This window comes from Henriciella marina, from assembly GCF_027213945.1.
GTDB classification, from domain to species: domain Bacteria; phylum Pseudomonadota; class Alphaproteobacteria; order Caulobacterales; family Hyphomonadaceae; genus Henriciella; species Henriciella marina_A.
In genome coordinates this window covers 136,142-157,560 of the sequence record NZ_JAPWGW010000003.1, presented here as the reverse complement: position 1 = coordinate 157,560, position 21,419 = coordinate 136,142, and the positions used below count along the sequence as shown (strand labels likewise).

The 21,419-nt window shown below is 59.7% G+C and carries 19 protein-coding genes; 13 read left to right on the top strand and 6 right to left on the bottom strand.

Features of this window, described 5'->3' with window-relative positions:
* Positions 1-18: 18 nt before the first annotated feature.
* The gene (locus O4G74_RS09990; RefSeq protein ID WP_269402464.1) at positions 19-1,857 is read right to left on the bottom strand and encodes a DUF885 domain-containing protein; all 1,839 of its coding nucleotides are present in this window, start codon (positions 1,855-1,857) and stop codon (positions 19-21) included.
* Positions 1,858-2,004: 147 nt separating this feature from the next.
* On the opposite strand from O4G74_RS09990, the gene O4G74_RS09985 reads away from it, so the two are divergent.
* From O4G74_RS09985 to O4G74_RS09975, 3 genes are all read left to right on the top strand, one after another.
* Positions 2,005-2,829: a SapC family protein gene (locus tag O4G74_RS09985; RefSeq protein WP_269402463.1), complete on the top strand. Its 825-nt coding sequence runs from the start codon at positions 2,005-2,007 to the stop codon at positions 2,827-2,829.
* 182 nt (positions 2,830-3,011) lie between these two features.
* On the top strand, positions 3,012-5,162 hold the full coding sequence (locus tag O4G74_RS09980) for a protein-disulfide reductase DsbD family protein (RefSeq protein WP_269402462.1): 2,151 nt from the start codon (positions 3,012-3,014) through the stop codon (positions 5,160-5,162).
* Positions 5,163-5,193: 31 nt separating this feature from the next.
* Entirely contained in the window at positions 5,194-5,847 is a 654-nt protein-coding gene (locus tag O4G74_RS09975; protein ID WP_269402461.1) for a redoxin domain-containing protein, read from the top strand.
* Positions 5,848-5,919: 72 nt separating this feature from the next.
* Here O4G74_RS09975 and O4G74_RS09970 read toward each other — a convergent pair whose 3' ends face one another.
* Complete coding sequence (locus tag O4G74_RS09970) at positions 5,920-6,441, bottom strand: hypothetical protein (protein ID WP_269402460.1); 522 nt, start codon at positions 6,439-6,441, stop codon at positions 5,920-5,922.
* A gap of 92 nt (positions 6,442-6,533) precedes the next feature.
* Here O4G74_RS09970 and O4G74_RS09965 point away from each other — a divergent pair, with 92 nt between their 5' ends.
* The 4 genes from O4G74_RS09965 to O4G74_RS09950 all read left to right on the top strand — a co-directional run bounded on the left by O4G74_RS09965 (position 6,534) and on the right by O4G74_RS09950 (position 13,376).
* Positions 6,534-8,213 (top strand): peptide ABC transporter substrate-binding protein, encoded by a 1,680-nt coding sequence (locus O4G74_RS09965; RefSeq protein WP_269402459.1) that lies wholly within the window; start codon positions 6,534-6,536, stop codon positions 8,211-8,213.
* Positions 8,214-8,239: 26 nt separating this feature from the next.
* On the top strand, positions 8,240-9,295 hold the full coding sequence (locus O4G74_RS09960) for a DUF3667 domain-containing protein (protein WP_269402458.1): 1,056 nt from the start codon (positions 8,240-8,242) through the stop codon (positions 9,293-9,295).
* Positions 9,296-9,495: 200 nt separating this feature from the next.
* A complete protein-coding gene (locus O4G74_RS09955) occupies positions 9,496-12,519 on the top strand; it encodes a TonB-dependent receptor domain-containing protein (RefSeq protein ID WP_269402457.1) in 3,024 nt (1,007 codons plus the stop codon).
* Between the two features lie 119 nt (positions 12,520-12,638).
* Entirely contained in the window at positions 12,639-13,376 is a 738-nt protein-coding gene (locus O4G74_RS09950) for an RluA family pseudouridine synthase (RefSeq protein WP_269402456.1), read from the top strand.
* A gap of 34 nt (positions 13,377-13,410) precedes the next feature.
* Here the strand turns inward: O4G74_RS09950 and O4G74_RS09945 are convergent, their stop codons facing one another.
* From O4G74_RS09945 to O4G74_RS09930, 4 genes are all read right to left on the bottom strand, one after another.
* Positions 13,411-14,619, bottom strand: a complete 1,209-nt coding sequence (locus O4G74_RS09945) for a PQQ-dependent sugar dehydrogenase (protein WP_269402455.1) — start codon at positions 14,617-14,619, stop codon at positions 13,411-13,413.
* A gap of 79 nt (positions 14,620-14,698) precedes the next feature.
* The gene (locus O4G74_RS09940; RefSeq protein WP_269402454.1) at positions 14,699-15,769 is read right to left on the bottom strand and encodes a phosphotransferase; all 1,071 of its coding nucleotides are present in this window, start codon (positions 15,767-15,769) and stop codon (positions 14,699-14,701) included.
* The gene (locus O4G74_RS09935) at positions 15,762-16,127 is read right to left on the bottom strand and encodes a YybH family protein (protein WP_269402453.1); all 366 of its coding nucleotides are present in this window, start codon (positions 16,125-16,127) and stop codon (positions 15,762-15,764) included. The genes O4G74_RS09940 and O4G74_RS09935 overlap by 8 nt, the downstream gene beginning before the upstream one ends.
* Before the next feature lie 5 nt (positions 16,128-16,132).
* The gene (locus tag O4G74_RS09930) at positions 16,133-17,431 is read right to left on the bottom strand and encodes an FAD-dependent oxidoreductase (RefSeq protein ID WP_269402452.1); all 1,299 of its coding nucleotides are present in this window, start codon (positions 17,429-17,431) and stop codon (positions 16,133-16,135) included.
* Positions 17,432-17,506: 75 nt separating this feature from the next.
* Between O4G74_RS09930 and O4G74_RS09925 the strand changes: the two genes are divergently transcribed.
* The 6 genes from O4G74_RS09925 to O4G74_RS09900 all read left to right on the top strand — a co-directional run bounded on the left by O4G74_RS09925 (position 17,507) and on the right by O4G74_RS09900 (position 21,328).
* Positions 17,507-17,896, top strand: coding sequence for a fluoride efflux transporter FluC (locus tag O4G74_RS09925; RefSeq protein ID WP_269402451.1), 390 nt, complete (start codon positions 17,507-17,509; stop codon positions 17,894-17,896).
* A complete protein-coding gene (locus tag O4G74_RS09920) occupies positions 17,893-18,888 on the top strand; it encodes an RluA family pseudouridine synthase (protein ID WP_269402450.1) in 996 nt (331 codons plus the stop codon). The genes O4G74_RS09925 and O4G74_RS09920 overlap by 4 nt, the downstream gene beginning before the upstream one ends.
* Before the next feature lie 144 nt (positions 18,889-19,032).
* Entirely contained in the window at positions 19,033-19,710 is a 678-nt protein-coding gene (locus O4G74_RS09915) for an HAD-IA family hydrolase (RefSeq protein ID WP_269402449.1), read from the top strand.
* A gap of 61 nt (positions 19,711-19,771) precedes the next feature.
* Positions 19,772-19,936 (top strand): hypothetical protein, encoded by a 165-nt coding sequence (locus O4G74_RS09910; protein WP_269402448.1) that lies wholly within the window; start codon positions 19,772-19,774, stop codon positions 19,934-19,936.
* Positions 19,937-20,106: 170 nt separating this feature from the next.
* Positions 20,107-20,550 (top strand): hypothetical protein, encoded by a 444-nt coding sequence (locus O4G74_RS09905; protein WP_269402447.1) that lies wholly within the window; start codon positions 20,107-20,109, stop codon positions 20,548-20,550.
* A 49-nt stretch (positions 20,551-20,599) separates the two neighbouring features.
* A complete protein-coding gene (locus O4G74_RS09900; protein WP_269402446.1) occupies positions 20,600-21,328 on the top strand; it encodes an ATP12 family chaperone protein in 729 nt (242 codons plus the stop codon).
* The last annotated feature ends 91 nt before the right edge of the window (positions 21,329-21,419 follow it).

Below are 21,419 nucleotides of genomic sequence, written 5' to 3'. Positions count from 1 at the left end.
GCCCGAAGACTGGCCGTGTCAGTTCTGGAGCTGTCGCTGATACCAGCTCTCTACGTCAGCCTCAACCAGATCAAGGGGCCGCGGTCCGCCTGACAGGATTACCGAATTGAACGAGGCGTTGTCGAAGCGCGCGCCAACGACGGCCTCTGCGCGGGTGCGCATGTCAAGGATGCGGTTACGCCCTGCGAAGTAGGAAACAGCCTGGCCTGGCCAGACTAGATAGCGCAGAACTTCACGCTCCATCTGGGTGCGCGGCAGTCCCGTCGTATCGACGAGATAATCGACAGCTTGCTGATAGGACCATCCGCGCGAATGGAGGCCCGTATCGGCGACCACGCGTGCGGCCCGGAACAGGATGGATTGGAGATAGCCAAGCCGCCCCAGCGGGTCATCGCCGTATTGGCCCGCACTATCGGCAAGGTCTTCAGCATAGGTGCCCCAGCCTTCGCCGAACGCCACGTCCCAGATCATCTGGCGCAGTAGAGGGTTGCGCGTTCGCGTCGTCATCGTGCTTTCGGTGTGATGACCCGGCACGCCTTCATGGGCGGCAAGCGTTGGGAGGGTGAAGGGCGGCCATTCCTCACCTTCGCCAAGATTGATGAGAAGGAGGCCGGGGCTGGTGCCATCTGCGGTCGCCGGCGAATAGAGCGCCCCGGAATAAGTTGCTTCTTTCAGCACTGGCATCCGCGCGACGACCAGGCTTTCATTCGCCGCATCCGCAACCATGCGAGGCAGTACTTCAGTTGCCGCCGATACGGCCTGGCGCAGCGTGCTCAGAACCTGCGTGCGCGTATCGACATTCAGCGGCCGGGCCTGACCGGGCGTCTCCGCGAGATAGGCGAGGCGTTCGCCGACAGTGCCGCCTGACAGGCCCAGCGATTCAAACTGCGCATCAATCTCTGCATTGATTGCGTCGATGGCGCTCAAAGCCTCCTGGTGGAGAAACTCCGGCCCAACGTCCGGCGACGCATAGAAGGCAAGAAGGTCGCGATAATAGGCGTCACCATCCTGAAGGGAGGACATGCCGGCCTCTTTCGGTGCCTGCAGCTTGAGGCGCGCGACCTCGTCAGCGAATTCTCTATAGGCTGGAATGACCTCGTCCAGCATCGTTCGGGCAGCGGCTTCGCGATATGTGTTCGCAGACGGTCCGGCCGTGGCGTCAAGGCCGCTGACCACATTCCCGAATGTCTGGATCAGGGGATGGGTCTGGATTGGCTGCCGAGCAAATTCCCGCAGGCGCGCCTCAAGCTGGTCGAGTACGATTTGCGGCGGGATCACCCCGCTCTTCGCATCGGACAAGAGACGACGACGCTCATCGGCGATGGTATCCGGCAGTGCCGCCAGACGCGCGAGATAATCTTTAGCGTCTGCATGCGAACGGAGCGGCTGGGCGCTTATCAGTAGATCGGGCACATCGACCCAGGCGCCACTTATCTGGTCGACAGCATAGGGGCGCGCCATGCCCAGCGAATAGCGCCCGTACCCGTAGGCCTCCAGTCGGGTCAGCGCCTCATAATGGCTCGAAATCACGTCGAGATGCCGGGCAAGCTCGCTCTCCGACGGGATGTAGGGCGTCTGAAGCAAGCGGTTGAGAAGCTCTATCCGCAAAAGGCGCGCGCGTTCGAACCGGGCTTGCGAACGGTCATCCAGCACATCGTTGATGGAGACGCGTGCGCTGCTTTCTTCGAGTCCCAGCCGGGTGGCGGTTTCCGGTGACAGCGCCAGTTCAGCCTGTGCGGTGTCTTCCATCACGCGGTTGATGTCGCGCACCGTGCGCCGCGCGATGCCGTCTTCGTTCACGGCGGGGCCACAGGACGCTGCGAGGCTGACCGCTGCGAGCGCGAAAACTGGACGCATTCTTGCAAGGTTCCGGACTGGTCTCATCAGGCGTGAAAATCCGCTTTCAATAGGCTGGCGTGAAACGGGCGGGGCAATAGCTGCTCGGCGGTTGTGAGCGTCTGGCTTATCCGGTAAACCGCGCCGGTCAATCAATGGAGTGTTCCCGTGGCAAATTCCCAGTCGGCCCAAGCGTCTCCGCTTAGCGGGCAAGTGCTGTTTTATTCCAATCCCCAGCCTCTCAATGCTGAAAAGCATGGCGGTCTCGGCATCAAGCCGATCGAAAAGCCATTCTCATTTCTTGGCAAGGCACATGCTGTTCCTCTCACGGTGAATGAGTTCGGCCTCGCTTCCACATCATACCCGATCATCTTCGTCGGCAAGGACAAGATGCCAATCGGCGCGATGGGTGTGCGCGATAATGAGAACCTTTACGTAAAGGACGGGGCCGTCGATTCAGACTTCTACATCCCTGCTTTTGCCCGCCGGTATCCATTCGTTTTCGCGAATGACAGCTCTCAGGAGCGTCTGGTCCTCTGTGTCGACCGCGACGCAGCCATGGTCTCCAACCAGCCGGAAATTCCGTTCTTCAATGACGGCCAGCCATCGGAATTTACCACGAATGCGATGAACTTCTGCCGCGACTTTGAAAGCCAGCGTCGCCGCACCGAAGAATTCGTGAAGGAAATCGACAAGCTCGGCCTGTTCGCAGAGCGTGAAGCGACCTTCCAGCCGCGCGACAATAGCGGCAACAATATCGGTGATCCGCAGGTCGTCGCGAAATACTATGCGATCGACGAGCAGAAGGTGAATGCACTTCCAGAGGAAAAGATCGCCGAGCTTCAGCGCAATGGCATGCTTGGTGCCGTCCTCGCGCACAATATCTCGCTGCTCAACTGGTCACGCGTTATCAACCGGGCCCTGCGTGCGCAGGAAGCAGACGCCGTACAGCAGCCACAGGGCGGCTCTGACGGCCCAAGCCTACAGATCTAGCCGAATTGAAGAAAGGCGGTCAGCCTTTCAAGTTCATTTCTGAAAAGGCCGGGCCTCGCAAAGGTCCGGCCTTTTTGTTTACACCTGTGCATCACGATTGCGCGAGAGCGCTGGCGGGCAATGAAAATTTGCGACATCCAGCCCTCTGGAATTCTTCTCAATAAAGGCCGACTTATCGCCCAATGATGAAATTCGTCTTCCCATTTCTTTTTGCTCTCATCGCAGCGCCAGCCCTCGCGCCGCTTCAGGCGCAGCCGGTAGATGGCGGGCATGCGCGCGTCGAACTGATTTCAGAGCGCGAGACCGCCATTCCAGGCGAAACCGTGTGGTTCGGTCTCAGCTTCGAGATGGATGATGAGTGGCACATCTACTGGAAGAATGCTGGAGACGCGGGCATTCCGCCGCGCGCCTATTGGGACGACCAGACCACTGTGGATGCCGAAGCGATTGGTGAGATCGACTGGCCTCTGCCAGAGCTTCTCCCTGTCGTCGAAGGTGAGATCATGGATTACGGCTATAGCGGCGAGATCGTCCTGCCGTTTCCAGTCCAGATCCCGGAAAGCGTGACCGGGCCGGTCCGTCTTGGCGGTGAAATCGATTACCTGATCTGCAAGGATATCTGCATCCCGGAATCGGTTGATCTTGCCGTGACGCTGGATGTCGGCCCGCAGCAGGTGCCAGACCGCGAGAATGGCGCACGTATAGCCGACGCGCTTGGCGATGTGCCCGTTCAGTTTTCCGGCGAAACCTCCCTCACCGCAGATGACGAAAGCTGGATCCTGTCAGCGGCGGGGGGTGAGCTGGTTGGTGTGTCTGGAGAGACGCGTTTCTTTCCTGACGGACATGAGATCGTCCACGCCGCGCCGCAGCCAGTAGAATTCGGCGAACAGGGCGTGGCGATTGAATTAACGCCCGTTCGGGCTGGCATGCCGGAGGCCCTCACAGGCCTAATTCGCGTCGCTGTAGATGGCGCAACACCCGTCGCCGTTCGCATCTCCGCCAGCGAAGGTGACTTGCTTGCCGGAACCAGCGGACTTGGAAGCTCAGGCGGAAACGGGGCTGCGATTGGCGGCGGTGCGGGCGGTCTTCCAACGATCCCGAGCAATGGAAGTGGCGGGATCAACTTCTTCTTATTGATCGGCTCTGCACTCCTTGGGGGCCTTATCCTGAACCTCATGCCCTGCGTCCTGCCTGTGCTGTCCATCAAGGCGATCGGCATGGTTCAGGTCGCAGCCAGCGGTGAGCGTAGTGAGCTGCGCAAGCATGGCCTCTGGTATACGGCAGGCGTTCTGATCAGCTTCGCCGTGACCGGGCTTGTTTTCATTGCGCTTCGGGCGGCGGGCCAGTTCGTCAGCCTTGGCTTCCAGCTTCAATACCCGGCAGTGGTCGCTGCGCTCGCGCTTATTATGGTCGTTATCGGCCTGTGGCTGCTCGGCGTCGTAAATTTTGGCACGTCGGTCCAGAATGTCGGCTCCGGTCTCGCGGGGCGGCAGGATAGTGCAGGGGCGTTCTTCACAGGTGTGCTGGCCGCGGTCGTTGGCGCGCCCTGTGTCGGCCCATTCGTTGTCGGCGCGCTGGGGGCTGTCCTGAACGAGCCATGGCCTGTCGTGATGGCTGTGTTTCTGATGCTGGGCCTCGGCCTCGCCCTGCCGTTCCTGGTGCTGAGCTATGTGCCGGGTTTGCATAAGTCGCTACCGAAACCGGGGCTCTGGATGGAGCGGCTGAAGCAAGCCTTTGCCTTCCCTATGTTCCTCACGGCCGCCTGGCTGATCACCGTGCTCGGGAATCACCCGGCTGCAGGAGCGACAGCGTTCGGCGCGGTCATTCTCGCATTCGGTGTCTGGCTCGTCAGCGTGGCAGGCGGACGCCTGCGTAGCGGTATCGTTGCAGTCGGCGCAGCGCTTGTTCTCGTTGGTATTGTCTGGCCGGTCGCGTCAGGGCTGCAGGAAGCGCCGGCGACAAGTGGAGCGGCGGCGTCCTATGCAGCGGCCTATGAACCAGAGCCATGGTCGCCAGCGCGCGTGGAGGAGCTTATCGGCGAGGAACGCGGCATCTTCGTCGACTTTACCGCGTCATGGTGCGCGACCTGTCAGGTCAACAAGCGCACGACGCTGAAGCGCGAAGACGTCCTGCAAGCCATGGAAGACGCCAATGTCACTTTCCTGGTCGCAGATTTCACGCGGCCGAATGACGAAATTTCCGATGAACTCAAGCGGCGTGGAAGTCCGGGCGTTCCGATGTATCTTCTCTACGCGCCGGGTAAGCCAGAGCCGGAAGTCCTGCCGACCCTGCTCAATCCGGGCATGTTGAAACGCAAGCTCGAAGCCTTTTGACCAGTACCGCCCACGCAGAAAGGATGACATCATGACCGCTCTTACCCGTCGAAACCTTGGACTTGCCTCCGGCATGGCCGCTGCCGTTGCCCTCAGCGCTGGCGCGATGATCGCGTTTTCCGCCTCCGCCGCCCCTGCAGCTGAGCCGGGTCAGCCCGCACCGGACTTTACCGGCATGACGGCGACGGGTGAGCAGGTCTCGCTCTCGGGCTTTGCAGGGAAAACCGTCATTCTCGAATGGACCAATGATGGCTGTCCGTTTGTGCAGAAACACTATGCTGACCCGCCGCAGAACATGCAGGGTCTTCAGGATCGCGCAGGCGAGGATGATATCGTCTGGTTGCAGGTGATCTCGTCGGCGCCGGGCACGCAAGGCCATGTCGATGGAAACCGCGCAATCGAGATCAATGACGGGCGCGACGCCTCACCGACCCATGTCATCCTCGATCCGTCTGGCGATATCGGTCGCCTTTATGAGGCCAAGACCACGCCGCACATGTTCGTCATCGAGCCCGATAGCGACATCGCCTATGCTGGCGCAATCGACTCCATCCCATCTTCACGCGTTTCCGACATCGATACGGCTGAAAATTACGTGACTGCGGCACTTGATGCGCTTCAATCGGGTGAGACGGTACAGACGAGCTGGGCAGCGCCTTATGGCTGCTCTGTGAAGTACGAATAGGCGAAACTTTTCGCGCAAATGAAAAGACCCCTGCGGGCATCGCTCGCAGGGGTCTTTGATTCTGTTGGCCAGCTATTTCAGGCGTTCGACGCGAAACTGCAGGCCGTCATCCAGCTTCATCATATAGCTGCCAAGGGCCGCTGACTTGATGGTCGCGCCATCCACGCCGCGCTTGGCGGAATAGTAGATGCGCTTATTGTCGATTTGCTGCCAGACCTGGCCATTCTGCAAGGTTATGTAGAGCTTGCCGCGCGCTGTCTTCTGGACCGAAGCGACGGGGTAGGAAACCTCGTCGATCTCCTCGCCATCGCTGAACACGGAGGAGGCGAAGTTTGGAAGGCTCGGAATGGAGAAGCCAAAGGAATCCCGGCGCACTTCCTCAACCTCGCTGCGGGTGACGACAACTGCTTCGCCGGTTTCCTCGGCAGATTTGAGGCGCCCGACAGCGTCATCGTAACAGGCGAGGCGCGCGGCATCGTCTGCAAGGTCGGCGCAAGCATAGACCTCACGCGTACTGAATGACGTGGCTTCTTGCGCTGCTGCCGGAAGAATTGTGCTCAGAATAAGTATCGAAAGGGGTAAACTGTGTCGCATGCCTGTTCATCTGCTGCTCAACTGTGGTGCGCTATCTTTCCAAGCGCCTGATCACATGAAACACTAAGTCGTAACGAAAATCACGGGAAGTCATGATGAAATCTCTTAAATCCGTTCTTCTGTCGGCCGGCGCAGCTGGTCTGGTCTTTACGCTCGCGGCCTGTGGGGGCAGCGGAGGAAACGGATCGGGGGATGGTGAAGAAGCCGCCGTCCTGCGCCGCGGTATTTCTGCGAAGGTCGATACGCTCGACCCGCACCGCTCTTCGGCGAAGTGGGAGAATATCGTGATCTCCGACATGATCGTCGGCCTCATGACCATCACGCCAGAGCGCGAAGTCATTCCGGGCGTCGCGACAAGCTGGGAAACGAGCGAAGACGGCCTCACCTGGACGTTCAACCTGCGCGAATCGCAATGGTCGGATGGTGAACCTGTCACGGCCGATGACTTCGTCTACGCCTTCCGCCGCATCCAGAACCCGGAGATCGCGTCGCAATACTCGTCGCTTCTCTACGTCGTGAAGAATGCAGCGCAGGTGAACTCTGGTGAGCTGCCACCGGAAGAGCTCGGCGTGCGCGCCATCGACGACTACACCTTTGAGATCACGCTGGAAGAGCCTGCGCCTTACCTGCTCGGCCTTCTGACCCACTACACCACCTATCCAGTGCCTGAGCACATCGTCGAACAGTATGGCGAAGCGTGGATCCAGCCTGAAAATATTGAGGTGAATGGCCCCTACAAGCTCGCCTACTGGCGCACGGGCGACCAGCTCGTTTCCGAAAAGAATCCGTTCTTCTATGAGGCCGATGAAGTCTGCTTTGACCGCGTTGCCTATTTCGAGATCGAGGACGCCGCAGCCGTGGAACGCCGCGTTGAGGCGGGTGAGCTCGACATCAATAATGGCTTTGATGGGGGCCGGACCGAAGAACTGGAAGCAAAGTTCCCGGGCTGGGTGCGCACCGCGCCAAGCCTGATTACGACCTATTGGAGCTTCAACTCCAGCCAGGAGCCGTTTGACGATGTGCGTGTGCGCAAGGCGCTGTCACTGGCGCTGGACCGCGAGTTCATCGTCGACCGCGTGCTGACGCCCGGCTACATCCCGGCCTATTCCTTCGTGCCACCAACGATGAGCAATTATAATGTCGATCGCCCTGAGCTGGGCTTTGCCGACATGACGCGCGAAGAGCGACTGGCCGAGGCCCGCGCGCTTCTGGAAGAGGCTGGTTACGGTCCCAATAACAAGCTGTCCTTCGAGTTCATCCACCGCTCGACCGACGATAATCCGAAAGCCGCGCCCGTGGCCCAAGCAAACTGGAACGAGATTGCCCCATGGGTGAACGCCGAAATCCTTCGTCAGGACACAAAGGTTCTTTACGCACGCCTTCGTCAGTCGGACTTTGAGGTTGCGGACGGCGCCTGGGTGGCGGACTTCGACGATCCGATCAACTTCCTCTACCTGCTCGATTCCGAGACGGGCCAGCAGAATTATGGCCGCTATTCCAACCCGGAATATGACGCGCTTCTAGCGGAGGCGAGCCGCACCCGTGACCTGCAGGCGCGCGCGGAAATCTTTGCCGAAGCCGAAGCATTGATGCTGGAGGACTATCCGATCACGCCGATGTGGATCCAGGTGACCAAGAACCTTGTCGATCCGGAGCTGACCGGCTGGGCCGAGAATGCGCAGGACGATCATCTCTCGCGTTGGCTTTGCCGCGCCGACATAGAGTCGGGCGCGGACGCTGAGGCCGCATCCACTGACAGCGCCGAGGAGTAGGCGGGAAGCAAGGGGGCCGGGGGGCTATGAGCGACGAACTGGAAGCAGCAGGCCTTGCATCGGCCGGCGCTCTTTCTGCGGGCGGCACTGCCGATCTGCAGGGCCAACCCTGCCGCAATTGCGGTGTGATGGTGAAACATCGTTACTGCCCCAATTGCGGTCAGCTGGCCGCCAGTTTTCACCGGCCCGTTTTTTCTCTCGTAGCGGAGACAGTGTCGGACAGTCTTGCGCTCGATGGGCGCATTGCGCGTACGCTTCCGAGACTACTCTTCAAGCCGGGGCAGCTCAGCCGCGACTACAGTGACGGCAAGCGGGCGCGCTATGTGCCGCCCTTCAGGCTTTTCCTGCTCTCCAGCCTCATCTTCTATTTCGTTGCCTTCGCCTTCATCAACACGAACGGCGTCAATGCGCTGAGCCAGATCGAGACTGGTGAGGGGGCAGAGCTCAATCCAGAAGAGAGAGAGGCACTCTTTGAATATCTCGCCCAGACTGAAAATTTCGATGAGGACGAGTTTGATCGCATACTCGAAAGCGCGCGGGCGAATGCGGCAGCCGAGGCTGAGGCCGACGAGACGCAAGCCGAATCGGAGCCGGATGAGCCTGTTTCGGAGCCGCAAGAAAATAATATCGACGTAGGGTCAGATGAGTTCGGCGAACGCCTGGAAGGCGCGATACAGCGTACAATCGACAACCCCCGGCTGTTCACGACCGCTGCCGAGAACTGGGCACCGCGTCTGAGCCTCATTCTTGTGCCACTGACCGTCCTGGCGCTTGCGCTGATGTATGCGTGGCGCCGGAGCATCTATGTTTATGACCACGCGATCCACGCGCTTCATCTGCACAGCTGGATCTATCTTAGCTCCACGCTGGCATTCGGATTATCGGCCCTTTTGGGCGGATGGGTCGCCGGGTTATATTATTCCCTCGCCCTTCCAGTCTATACGATGTTCAGCATGCGCGGTGCGTATGGCACGGGCTATTTACAGGCCTTTTTGCGAATGGTGGTCCTGTCATTCTTCTGGCTTATCAGCCTTGTTGTGCTGATGTTTGCTTTGATTGTCCTGTCTCTGCTCGCAGTGTGACGCGTTGCTGAAAGTCCATAACGCCCTGAAAATTCAGCGTGTCGACATCTTAGCAACACTTTTTCGAGAATCCGTCACGAGATTGTCACTTTCGATTGACGCCACGAAATCTTCTTGGATAGCACTGTCACCTATACCGATTTCTGAGGGGTCGGTTGCCAAAATGCATGGCACACGCGAGTTAATCTGGAGGTTCAACAGTGAACGGCAATACACTCAAAAAACATTTGCTAACGTCGGCGGTTTTCGCCGGTGCGGCAATGACGGTGTTCGCAGCACCTGCCTTTGCGCAGGATGATGTCGAAACCGTACCAGCGCAGGAAGAGGCTGAGGCGCGTCAGCAGACGGTTGTTGTTACCGGCTCGCTCATTCCGCAGTCCGGCAACCTGACGGCAACCAGCCCGGTCACCGAGCTTGATGCTGAGCAGTTCGACATTCGTGGTACGATCCGCGCTGAAGACCTCGTCAACACCCTGCCACAGGCATTCGGTGCTCAAGGTTCTTCGCTCGCGAACGGTGGTACCGGTACTGCTTCCGTCAACCTTCGTGGTCTCGGTTCCGAGCGTACGCTCGTTCTGATGAACGGCCGCCGCCTTCCATACGGCTCGCTGAACATCTCCGCGCCAGACATCAACTCGATCCCGACCCAGCTGGTTGAGCGCGTTGACGTTCTGACCGGTGGTGCCTCGGCGACCTACGGTTCTGACGCTATTGCTGGCGTTGTGAACTTCGTCATGAACGACGATTTCGAAGGCTTCCAGATCGACGCCAACTACAGCTTCTACCAGCACAACAATGATGGTGAGCTTCAGGGTCTTCTGAAAGAATTCTCAGCCATCAACCCAAGCCAGTACCGCGTGCCAAGCGGCTCTGTCGAAGATGGCGATGCCGTCGATGTCACCCTGATGGCTGGTGGCAACTTCGATAATGACCGCGGCCACATGATGGCTTTCGCGTCGTACCAGAATGTCAACGAAGTCCTTCAGGGCGACCGCGACTACGCACAGTGTGCGCTTGGTACCCGCAATGGCGGCAACGAGTTCACCTGTGCCGGTTCGGGTACGAACCAGTTCACCAACCTGCTCGATCTGGGCGGCGGTCTGCCAACCGGCACCTGGGGCCGCGTGGACCCATCGGGTTCTGGCCAGTTCATCGCGCGTGACTTCGTCTCTGACACGTTCAACTTCAACCCGTTCAACCACTTCCAGCGTCCGAACGAGAAGTACACGTTCGGCACGTTCCTGAACTATGACATCACGGACAATATCGAAGCCTATGGCGAGTTCATGTTCGTTCAAAACGAAACCAACTCGCAGATCGCACCGTCCGGTGTGTTCGGCTACGGTGTTGCTGGTTCGGCTGGTGGCCTGAACTGTGACAACCCATTCCTGTCGGCTCAACAAACGTCCTTCATCGGCTGTGATGGTCTCGCACCTGACGCAGTTGTCGGCGTTGGTTCGCTTCTGGCACTTCGCCGGAACGTCGAAGGCGGTCCGCGTAACCAGGACATCCGTCACCAGACCTTCCGCAATGTCATCGGCATCCGCGGCGATCTGGAAGGCACCTCGATCGGCTACGATGTCTATGCATCGTTCGCGAAAGTGGTCCGTACGGAAGTCTACAACAACGACCTCTCCATCCGTAAGCTGACGAACGCGCTCTACGCGGTTCCAGATGGCAATGGCGGCGTGGCTTGTAACGTCAATGTCGACGCTGACCCAACCAATGATGACGCGGCCTGTGTGCCTTACGACATCTGGTCTGGTGCGGCTCCGGATCCAGCAGCAATCGACTATGTCGTTAGCCCGCTGAACCGTAACGGCGACGTGACCCAGACGGTCATTTCCGGCAAGATGTTCGGTTCGCTTGGCGACTACGGCATTGCTTCGCCAATGGCTGTCGACGCACCAGGCTGGGCCTTCGGTGCTGAATACCGCCGTGACACGCTCGACTCGAACCCGGATGCCGCATACCAGTCCGGCGACGGTGCTGGTCAGGGTGGTCCAACCCAGGCGATCTCTGGTTCGCAGAATGTCATCGACATCTTTGCAGAACTCGACATCCCGCTGGTTCAGGAACGTCCAGGCATCTATGACCTGAACATGGACCTTGCCTATCGTAAGTCCTACTACGACAACGTCGATTCCGACGCGTACAAGGTTGGCCTTCAGTACTCGCCGACTTCGGACTTCATGGTTCGCGGTTCGTTCCAGCGCGCTGTTCGTGCTGCCAACATCTTCGAACTGTTCTCGCCAGCAGGCCTGACGCTGTTCGACCCAGCAGATGGCGACCCATGTGCCGGCCCGAACCCGCTCTTCACCCAGGCTCAGTGTGCGAACACCGGTCTTGACCCAGCGAACTATGGCTCGCAGTCGCTGACCAGCCCAGCTGGCCAGTACAACATCCTGACCGGTGGTAACGAAGAGCTGGAACCAGAAGAGTCGGATACGTTCACTGTTGGTGCAGTGTTCACGCCGAGCTTCATCGACGGCCTCACAGTGTCGCTCGACTACTTCAGCATCGAAGTGGAAGGCTACATCTCGACGGTGCCTGCCGAGACCTCGATCAACCAGTGTGCCCTGACCGGCGACCAGTTCTTCTGCTCGCTCATCAACCGCGGTACCGGTGGCACTCTCTGGGCAAACCCGACTGGCTTCTTCATCGCGACGAACGTCAACACGGGTAGCCTCGAAACCACTGGCTTCGACCTTCAGGCAAACTACAGCTATGACGCAGGTGCGACCGGTGTCTTCAGCTTCGACTATGTCGGTACTTTCCTCGAAAGCCTCGAAGTTCAGTCGCTGCCAGACGCATCTGTCACGCCTCCGTTTGACTGTGTTGGCCTCTATGGCGGCCGCTGTCAGTCGAACTTCGGTAACGGTGCAAACCCTGAGTATCGCCACAAGGCGAGCGCGACCTGGATGCCACTCGACGGCAAGCTGTCCGTCACCGGTACCTGGCGCCACTTCAGCGAAGTTGACCTCGACGCATCCAACCCTGCGCCGATCAACGCTTCGTTTGACGCTCAGGACTACTTCGACCTGTCGTCGAGCTACCAGCTCCTGGACAACACCCGCATCCGCTTCGGTGTGAACAACGTCACGGATGAAGATCCGCCGCTGTCCTCCGTCGTTGGTACGGCACCAGGTAACGGTAACACCTACCCGCAGGTGTACGACGCACTCGGCCGTTACATCTTCATGGGCGCCACGGTGGACTTCTAGGTCCTTCGAGGTTCCGGAAGATCGGAATATCAGGAAGGGGCGGCCTCACGGGGCCGCCCTTTTTCTTTGGCTGGCACGGCCCGTTGCGGCAGTCCGTCCGCCCGCGTTATGAGCAGGTCATGGCCCGAAACACGCCCATCCCACACATTCCGGACGAAGACCGTGCCTTTGTGCGCGGCCTTCTCATCCACGAGGACGACCAGGTGCTAGCCTTCAACAAGCCAGCTGGTCTTGCCGTGCAAATCGCAGGCGGTCGCGGCAAGTCGCTCGACTTTCTGCTGTGGGCGTTTGCGAGATCGAATGGCAAGCGCCCCCGTCTCGTACACCGCATCGATTCCGGCACGACCGGCGTTCTGGTCGTCGCCCGCACCAAGCCAGCCGCAGCAGCCCTCTCGCAGGAGTTTTCGGACCGCAAGGCGTCGAAGACCTATCTCGCCCTCGTATCGGGCCAGGTGCCGGCCGAGGATGATGGGGTCTGCTCAGAAGCGTTCCTGAAAGTGCCATCTGACAGGGGCGGGCGTGAAAAGATGATACCCGCCCCGGCAAACCAGAAAGGCGCGATGAGCGCTGAGACACACTGGAAGATACTTTCCCGGTCCGACAGCTTCGCCCTGGTCGAGGCAAAACCTGTCACAGGCCGCATGCACCAGATCCGTGCGCATATGGCTGCACTTGGCAGCCCCATCCTTGGTGACCGTATTTATGGATCAGGCAAACTGTCAGCAGATCGTCTCATGCTCCATGCCGCACGCCTCGACATCGCGCACCCTGAGCCCGGAACAGAAAGGCTCCAGCTCGAAGCGCCGCTTCCCGAAGATTTCCTCGCCAGAATGAAAGAGGCCGCCCTTTCGGTCTGAAAGGACGGCCTGAATGTCTCAGGTTCTAAGATCGCTATTCAGCCGCAGGCGTCAGGCGGATAAGGCGGCCACCGGCATCATCTTCCAGCACATAGATCGCGCCGTCCGGCCCCTGTTCCACTTCGCGGATACGCTTGCCCCATTCATAGCGCTCCGCTTCATTCGCTGTGGTCTCCATGGTGGAGGAGGTGCCACCAGAGCCCTGATTGTCGAGAGGGGTCTGTTCGAACTCGACACGCACCAGCGCTTTGGAGGAGAGCCCGCCGATAAAGGCGTCGCCCTGCCAGTCGGCGAAGGTCTCGCCGTCATAGATGATCAGGCCTGCAGGGCTTATGACCGGCGTCCAGGAAACGGCCGGGTTCTCATAGATCGGGTAATCCTCGTGATTTCCGAAGAATGGCTTGCCGTTATAGTGCTCACCATTCGAAACGATCGGGTAGCCGTAGTTTTCGCCCTTCAGGATCAAGTTAAGCTCATCGCCTCCCGCTGGTCCCATCTCATGCACCCAGAGCTGGCCATCTGCGTCGAAGGCGACGCCCAGCATGTTGCGATGGCCGAGCGACCAGATCGTGTCGGCGACACCGCCATTGCCGTAGAAAGGATTGTCTTCGAGCGGGGCGCCATCGGTCGTCACGCGGATCACCTTGCCAAGGTTCATGTCCATATTCTGCGACGGGCTGAATTTCTGGCGTTCGCTGGAGGTGATGATCAGATTGCCATCAGGCGCGATAGCGAGCCGGTGACCATAATGGCCGTTGCCCGGCACCTTCTGCGACTGTTCCCAGATGCGGGTGATACCGGTCAGGCTGCCGCCGGTCTCTGTTCGTTCCAACGTCGCCTTGTCGACCGCCGCGCCGGACAGTGTGTCATCGTGAGCATCGCGTTCGACATAGGACAGGAAAACGGTTCCGTTTTCTGCGAAGTCCGGGTGGATGATGATGTCGCCAAGGCCGCCCTGGCCGCGCATAGTGACCGCTGGGACATTGGCGATCTCGCCCAGCTTCGCGCCATCCGTGCCGAGCAACCAGAGGTCGCCGTCCTGCTCAGTCACCAGTGCGCGGCCATCCGGCAGGAAGGTCATCGCCCAGGCGCCGTCAAATGTCTCGAGCGCCTCGGCCGTCAGGACCGTGCCTTCGGTTCCCGTGACCGTCATCGTTTCCCCGGCCGCCTGTGCAAAGGCGCCGAGGGTGAGGGCAGGGGCCGCGCAGGCGGCGAGGAGTATTCTGGAAAGAGAGGAGACCATGGCTGGACCTTTCTGGCTGGCTCTTAGACTGCCACGCCAGATAGAACGCTTTCGAGGCTCGCCCAGCCTCCGGCCCTAATCAGCCATACCAGTCGAGCGCGTCATGGTCGGAGATCAGATCTACCGCACCGTTGAGCATTCGGAAGAACATATTGTCGCCGCGTTCGGTCTGCGTAACCAGCATCGCTGCGAAATAGGAGGTGAAGAAGTGCTGGTACGCCCCGGCCACATAATGGCGAAGAAAGTCGCTGCGGTCATAGTTTGAGACGCCCAGACGGCTGAGTTCCTCAAGATAGAGATCCACCAGTGCGCTCTCATTCGCCTGACGGGTTGCCGGGTCGATGGCGCCGGCAATGAAATAGCCAACATCGGCGCCGCCCGGGCCATAACCGAAGCTCTGCCAGTCGACCACCGTGACCGGCTTGTCCTTGTTGGAGAGGTCGAACAACATGTTGTCCGGACGGAAGTCCGAATGGATCAGGCATTTCTGCCCCTCGCGGCTCTCGCCGTAACTGTCCATATTCCGCGAAAGCGCATCGCCGACCTTCATGGCTTCGGGCGTTACACGGTCAGCGTACCGGGCCTTGAAACCGTCCCAGAGGCCCGCAATCATGTCAGGATCCAGAACGTCTGGCGCATTCGTCGTGCCCATGACCCAGTCATATTGATCTAGCTTCTCGTCCTGCCAGTAGGCCGAATGGAGCTTGGCAGCCTCTTTCAGCACCAGTTTTGCTTCTTCCAGCGTGACACCTTCAAGCTGGTCACCCTGTTCGGCAGGGGCCATGTCGCCCATCATGAGGACGAAATCATGGGTCTCCTCATTCACGTCGGTGAAATAGCAATGTGGGGTCGAGATACGCGCATCTGGCTGTAGCAGCTGGTAGAACTTCACCTCGCGCAGGTAATTGCCGAGCTGGATCCCCGTCGCCCGGCTTTCCGCGCCCTCTGATGGAAACTTGCCGACCATGGTGGCGGGCGCGTCCGGCGAAGCTTCAGCGTAGTTCAGCTTGAAGCGAACGCAGTCGCCAATCTGTCCAGTGCCGACCTTGCCAGCGTCGAATGCGGCAACGCGAGCATCGATCCCGTCACTCTTGAGCGCCGCTGTCAGCCAGTCGGCGTCGATGCTTTTCCAATCGCGAATATCAGGCATTGGCGGTCTCGCTGAGTGGATGGACGTAGACTTCATTGTGCTTGATCAGGCTGTTCTCGATCAGGACGAGGTCGAAGCCCCGGATTTTGCCCTCCTTGCCGCCTTCGCCAATGTCGCAATACCAGCGTCCGCAGAAGCCGCCCTGAATGGCCCAGACCAGTTCAGGCAAATAGGTCATTGGCGGCGTGGAACTGAATAGCGTCTGCAGATAGGTTTTCAGCGCCTCACGGCCCTCGACGCCATGCGGCACCTGCGGGTCCTTATAAACCGTGTCGGCCGAGTAAAAGCCGACCAGCCGATCGACATCCTTGTCCGTCCACGCCTGTAACCAGTCGGCATTGAAGCGTTCGATATCCATGGGGCTCATCCGTTCAGAACCCTTTCCTTGTGTTCTTCGGTGAAGATTTCTGGCGGGACCATTTCTGGCCCGCCCATGATGGCGACGCCGTGCAGGCCGAGGCTCGGGTCTGCGGCCGCGCGCTCGAGATAGCGCTTGCGGCGCGCTTTAGCGTCTTCGCCAAACTCCATGTCGAGCGAGGCCTGAAGGTGGCCTGCAAAGCGCAGCCGCCGCATCCGCTCGGAACGCTCTGCCGCGTATTCTGAAAAATCAGGCGCTTCTCCCGCGGGGGTCGCTTTCAGGATGTCAGACACCATGCGGACGTCGCGATAGGTAATTGAGAGCCCGAGACCATTGATCGGGTCGTTCCAACCCGCTGCATCGCCGATGAGGACGCACCCGTCTGCAAATGGCTCATCCGTCCAGCTATCATTGTTGAAATAGGAGAGCAGGGGGCCTGCTGGTTTCCCGTCGGCGATCGCTTCATTTCCTGGCGCACAATTCATCCGGAAGCTTTCCAGGAATTTGCGCGGACCGTCTTCGCCAGCAAACCGCCCCTTGTCTTCCAGGGCATAGCCGCCATAGACGCGAACCTTGTCGCCCCCTTGCGGGAAGGCGAGAAAGCCGAAACTGCCCTCCGTGCCGATGGCCTGGCGTGTTTCGTCCCAGCCTTCCACGCCTTCAACCAGAAGGCCCGCGAACCAGTGATGGGGCTTATCTTGATGCAGCTTTATGCCAGCCGCCTTGCGCGTCGGGGACATGCGGCCCTCCGCGCCAATGATAAGCGGAGCCTGCGCCGTATAGGATTGACCGTCCTGCTCATAGGTGACGGCTGGTGCCGCGCCGAGCGTGATATCGGTCACGTTTATGTCGCGCACAGCCTTTGCGCCGCAACGCACGGCTTCATCATACAATGTCTGGCAATGATGCGGGTGACCGATCGCGAGCGGCCCGGGCACGTGCTCCGCAAACATTCCGAGCGGTAGCGCCGTTTCTTCGGCCGCTGTGGGCGCACGGCTTTCATCATAGTGAACGTGAGAGGTGATGTGATGGCCGCCCGCCTCTCGAAGAAGGTCGTACAAGCCTAGGCGGTGAACCTCGACAACGCCCCAGGGCGCGATCCATTCTCCCCTGACATGGTCGGTAAAAGTGGCTGACTTTTCCAGAAGCAGTACGGACTTGCCTGCGCGCGCCATGGTCGCCGCCATTGCAGACCCGCCGATACCACCACCGACGATGATCAGATCGTAATTCATCTCTTCCTCCCGAGATGTCTCTTCGCGGACATTCACGTTGGAGGAGAGCGTATCGGCAGGCGTCTTCATGACAAGACGCGACGCAACGTCAGCGCTGGGCTGCAGACTGTCAATTTCCAGCCAATCGCCGTAAAAGCCCCGTCGATGAACGGTTTTCTTTATGTTGCTCTCGGTGGCGCGCTCGGCGCCAGCCTCCGCCACGGGGCGGGGCTCGCAGCCGTACGCTTTGGGTTTACGGGCTGGCCGTGGGCGACTTTCTTCGTCAATCTGGCGGGCGGCCTGCTCATGGGACTGCTCATCGGCTGGCTGGCTTTCAAGGGTGAAAGCCTTGGCGGCGGACAGGGCGCGCGTCTGTTCCTTGCAACCGGTCTCCTCGGCGGCTTCACGACGTTCTCGGCTTTCTCCCTCGAGATCGCGCAATACATTCAGAAAGACGACTGGACCCGCGCCATTGCCTATGCGGGCCTATCCGTTGTAGCGGGCCTCGCTCTTGTTCTCATAGGCATGATGATCATGCGGAAGGTACTGGCATGAATAGCCAAGTCATCAATGAAACTGTCAACCCGAAGGAAGAGGGCACGCGCCTCGACCGCTGGGTGAAGCGCCGCCTCAATGTTACACAGGGCCAGATCGAAAAGCTGCTCCGCTCCGGTCAGATCCGCGTCGATGGCAGCCGCGCCAAGGCCAATACGCGCCTTGAGGCTGGCATGGTCGTTCGCCTGCCCCCTCTGCACCAGCCGACGGCGGCAGAGAAGAAGGCTCGCTCGGCAAGCACCGCGTCGGCCAAGGATGAGCAGTTCATGCGCGAGATGGTCATCTATGAGGATGATGATCTGTTCGCGCTGAACAAGCCGGCCGGCATTGCCGTACAAGGCGGCACAAAGCAGGGCGACCGTCACATCGACGGTATGCTGGATATCCTGTCGGACGGGGAGTATCGCCCGAAACTCGTGCACCGTCTCGACAAGGAAACGTCCGGCCTCCTTCTGATTGCACGTCACCCGGCGTCTGCGGCTTGGCTCGGCGATCTTTTCCGGTCACGCGATATGCAAAAAGTCTACTGGGCCGTCACCGTGGGCGCCCCGAAGCCACCTGCCGGACAGGTGCGTTGCTGGATGACCAAGGGTGAGGGCTCCGAGGGCCGCGAGCGTATGGTTCAATGCGCGCAGAATGATGAGGGCGCGCGCCACGCGATTACCGACTATGTCACGGTGTCTCAAGCCGGTCAGAAAGCCGCCTGGGTCGCGCTTCGCCCGCAAACGGGGCGGATGCACCAGCTGCGGTTTCACATGCATGAGCTTGGCACCTCCATCCTGGGTGATGACAAGTACATGACCCGCCGCGAAGTGCCCCAGGGCGTTGCCAATGGCCTGCACCTTCATGCGCGGGCCCTCCAGATCCCGCGCAAGAACAAGAAGCCGCTTCTGCTTCAGGTGCCACTGTCGGGCCATATGAAGCGGACCTTCGATACGCTTGGCTTCCTCGAACAGGAAGCCGGCAAGGACCCGTTTGAGCTCTTTATCTAAGGACCGGAATTCTGGCGTGCTCTTCTCCGACAATACCTGCGAAGGCAGGTAGCCAGGGTGCTCCACCCCTCTTCTCGTTCAAACTTGGATTTCGCTTCATGACCCTTGCCTGCGCAGGGGTCTGCGGAAAATGGATTTGTTGAAATGACCCAACTGAAACTCGCCATCTGGGACATGGACGGTACGATCGTGGACAGTCGCGAAGTCATCCAGGCGGCCATGTGCCGGGCCTTTGGTGTCTGCGGCCTGCCAGAGCCAGCCTATGAGGAGACCCGGAAGATTGTCGGCCTTGGCCTTGAAGAGGCCTGTCGCATCCTCGCACCGGACTATCATGACCCAGTCGGTCTGAGCACGGCCTATAAGGAAGCCTTCGTCGCGCGCCGCGCCGAAGAGAACTTCGTCGAGCCGCTCTATGATGGCGCCGAAGAGACGCTGAAGCGCATCGCTGAAGAGGGCTGGCTTATCGCCATGGCGACGGGCAAGTCGCATCGCGGCATCCGCGCCATTTTCGAGATGCATCCGCTGGAGCAGTACTTCGACACTGTCTGGTGTGCAGATGATGGCCCCGGCAAGCCGCATCCCTTCATGGTCGAGCAGTGCATGAACGCGCTCGGCTGCGAGCCGCACCAGTCGCTCATCATCGGCGACGCGATCCATGACATCGCCATGGGCCGCAATGCCGGTATCCATACGATGGGCGTCAGCTGGGGATTTGGACGTGCCAACGAACTCCACGCAGCCGGCGCGCACGAAGTGCATGACACATTCTCCAGCCTGCATGGCGGTCTGGTCTCATTCGAAGAAAAAATTTCCAACAGTTAGGGAACGGCCTTCGATCAGCGGCGTTTCGACCCCTGAGTATCCAGAAAACAAGGGGAATCTCATGAAAAAGTCTTTGGTCGCACTTCTCATCGGTATGGGCGCAATTGGTGGTGTCGCAGCATGTGACGACAATGATGGCCCGGCAGAAGAAATGGGCGAAGAAATCGATGAAGCCGGCGACGAAATGGAAGAAGCTGGCGACGAGCTCGAAGACGAAGTCGAGTAAGGCTTTTCGCAGTCACCCAATTAAAAGGCCGGCCTGGAAACAGGTCGGCCTTTTTCGTTTAATGCGCGGATAAAAAAGAAGAAAACTGCAGAAGACATGGATCTATATGGAGGGCGCTGCGTTCCGTTTCTAACCAGATCGCAATGAAGCATCCTGAAAGGACCCAAGCCGTGAAGTACAACATCGATTATATTCTGACGGGACTTGCAGTTGCCGCAATCGGTGGTGGCGCACTGGCTCTGTCGGCCCATTCGAGCACATCCAGCGGTTCTGTCGCGACACAGTTTACCGCGAACGATACCGCTGTCTTTGACCGCAACTTCGACCTCGCCGACCGCAATTGCGACGTCGGTCTCGCCGCACAGCAGCTCTGTTTTGAGCGCACCGCCCTGGAAGACCGTATCGCAGTCGGTGAGGCATTCCCCGAAACGATGTATCCACTGGCCCTTGAATGGCGCGCAAATCTCGCGCTGGAGCGTAAGGCAGAGAACCTCAAGACGGTTCGTATCGGACAGAGCATCATTTTGATGGAGCGCAATACCCGTATGGTCGTCGACAAGATGGACCTTTCCGGCCAGCGTCACGCAGAAGCCGATACGACCGCAGCGGGCTAGCTGAACGCAGGATTTGACCTTTTGCCCGCGCATGGCATGAGGTCGCTACATGACGACGCGCAAGCCCACCCCGCCAAATCTGCCCCGCCGCTTCTACAAGGAGGCGGCGGTTTCGCGTGACGGGGACAAATGGGCCATCCTGCTGGACGACAAGCCTGTGCGCACGCCAGAGAAGAACCACCTTGCGACCGAGCACGAGACGCTTGCCACCCTCATCGCAGAAGAATGGGCCGCGCAGGGTGACCTGATCGACCCGACCACCATGCCGCTGACGCGACTGCTGAACGTGTCTATCGACGGCGCTCCGGGCGCACGCGACGCGCTGGCCGACGAGGTCGCCAAATATGCCGAAACCGACCTTGTCTGCCACTTGGCCGACGGCCCGAGCGAGCTGCGCGCCCGTCAGGACGCAGGCTGGGGCCATTGGCGCGAATGGGCGGGTAAAAAGCTCGACATCGTGCTTGTCCCGGTCGAGGGCGTCATTGCCTCACCCCAGCCGGACGCCTCGCTGAAAGCGGCTCGGGACCATGCGGCCAGTCTTGATGACCTCCGCCTCACCGCACTCACTTGGGCGATGGCACTTTATGGCTCGGCTGTCCTCGCGCTCGCGGTGGAGCAGGGGGAGCTCGATGCCCTCGATGCTTTTGACCTCTCGCGCATTGATGAAACCTGGCAGATTGAGCAGTGGGGAGAGGATCAAGAAGCGATGGATGTCGTCGCTCGCCGCCGCGCAGACGCGGACGCCATCGGCCAGCTCTTCGCGGCTATCAAGGCCTAGTTTCGGCTCTACCAAGGCCCTCGCTGGCCCTGGTCTCTGAATAACCGAGAATGTGAACTGAAACCGAACAAGGCGGTCAGGCCTGGTTCCG

What these genes read in the sequence shown, in the direction of transcription:
- O4G74_RS09950 (WP_269402456.1), top strand. Translation starts at nt 12,639, where the DNA reads ATGGCCCGAAACACGCCCATCCCACACATTCCGGACGAAGACCGTGCC.
- O4G74_RS09990 (WP_269402464.1), bottom strand. Translation starts at nt 1,857, where the DNA reads ATGCGTCCAGTTTTCGCGCTCGCAGCGGTCAGCCTCGCAGCGTCCTGT.
- O4G74_RS09900 (WP_269402446.1), top strand. Translation starts at nt 20,600, where the DNA reads ATGACGACGCGCAAGCCCACCCCGCCAAATCTGCCCCGCCGCTTCTAC.
- O4G74_RS09935 (WP_269402453.1), bottom strand. Translation starts at nt 16,127, where the DNA reads ATGGATATCGAACGCTTCAATGCCGACTGGTTACAGGCGTGGACGGAC.
- O4G74_RS09960 (WP_269402458.1), top strand. Translation starts at nt 8,240, where the DNA reads ATGAGCGACGAACTGGAAGCAGCAGGCCTTGCATCGGCCGGCGCTCTT.
- O4G74_RS09925 (WP_269402451.1), top strand. Translation starts at nt 17,507, where the DNA reads ATGAACGGTTTTCTTTATGTTGCTCTCGGTGGCGCGCTCGGCGCCAGC.
- O4G74_RS09970 (WP_269402460.1), bottom strand. Translation starts at nt 6,441, where the DNA reads ATGCGACACAGTTTACCCCTTTCGATACTTATTCTGAGCACAATTCTT.
- O4G74_RS09915 (WP_269402449.1), top strand. Translation starts at nt 19,033, where the DNA reads ATGACCCAACTGAAACTCGCCATCTGGGACATGGACGGTACGATCGTG.
- O4G74_RS09965 (WP_269402459.1), top strand. Translation starts at nt 6,534, where the DNA reads ATGATGAAATCTCTTAAATCCGTTCTTCTGTCGGCCGGCGCAGCTGGT.
- O4G74_RS09980 (WP_269402462.1), top strand. Translation starts at nt 3,012, where the DNA reads ATGATGAAATTCGTCTTCCCATTTCTTTTTGCTCTCATCGCAGCGCCA.
- O4G74_RS09920 (WP_269402450.1), top strand. Translation starts at nt 17,893, where the DNA reads ATGAATAGCCAAGTCATCAATGAAACTGTCAACCCGAAGGAAGAGGGC.
- O4G74_RS09910 (WP_269402448.1), top strand. Translation starts at nt 19,772, where the DNA reads ATGAAAAAGTCTTTGGTCGCACTTCTCATCGGTATGGGCGCAATTGGT.
- O4G74_RS09945 (WP_269402455.1), bottom strand. Translation starts at nt 14,619, where the DNA reads ATGGTCTCCTCTCTTTCCAGAATACTCCTCGCCGCCTGCGCGGCCCCT.
- O4G74_RS09940 (WP_269402454.1), bottom strand. Translation starts at nt 15,769, where the DNA reads ATGCCTGATATTCGCGATTGGAAAAGCATCGACGCCGACTGGCTGACA.
- O4G74_RS09975 (WP_269402461.1), top strand. Translation starts at nt 5,194, where the DNA reads ATGACCGCTCTTACCCGTCGAAACCTTGGACTTGCCTCCGGCATGGCC.
- O4G74_RS09930 (WP_269402452.1), bottom strand. Translation starts at nt 17,431, where the DNA reads ATGAAGACGCCTGCCGATACGCTCTCCTCCAACGTGAATGTCCGCGAA.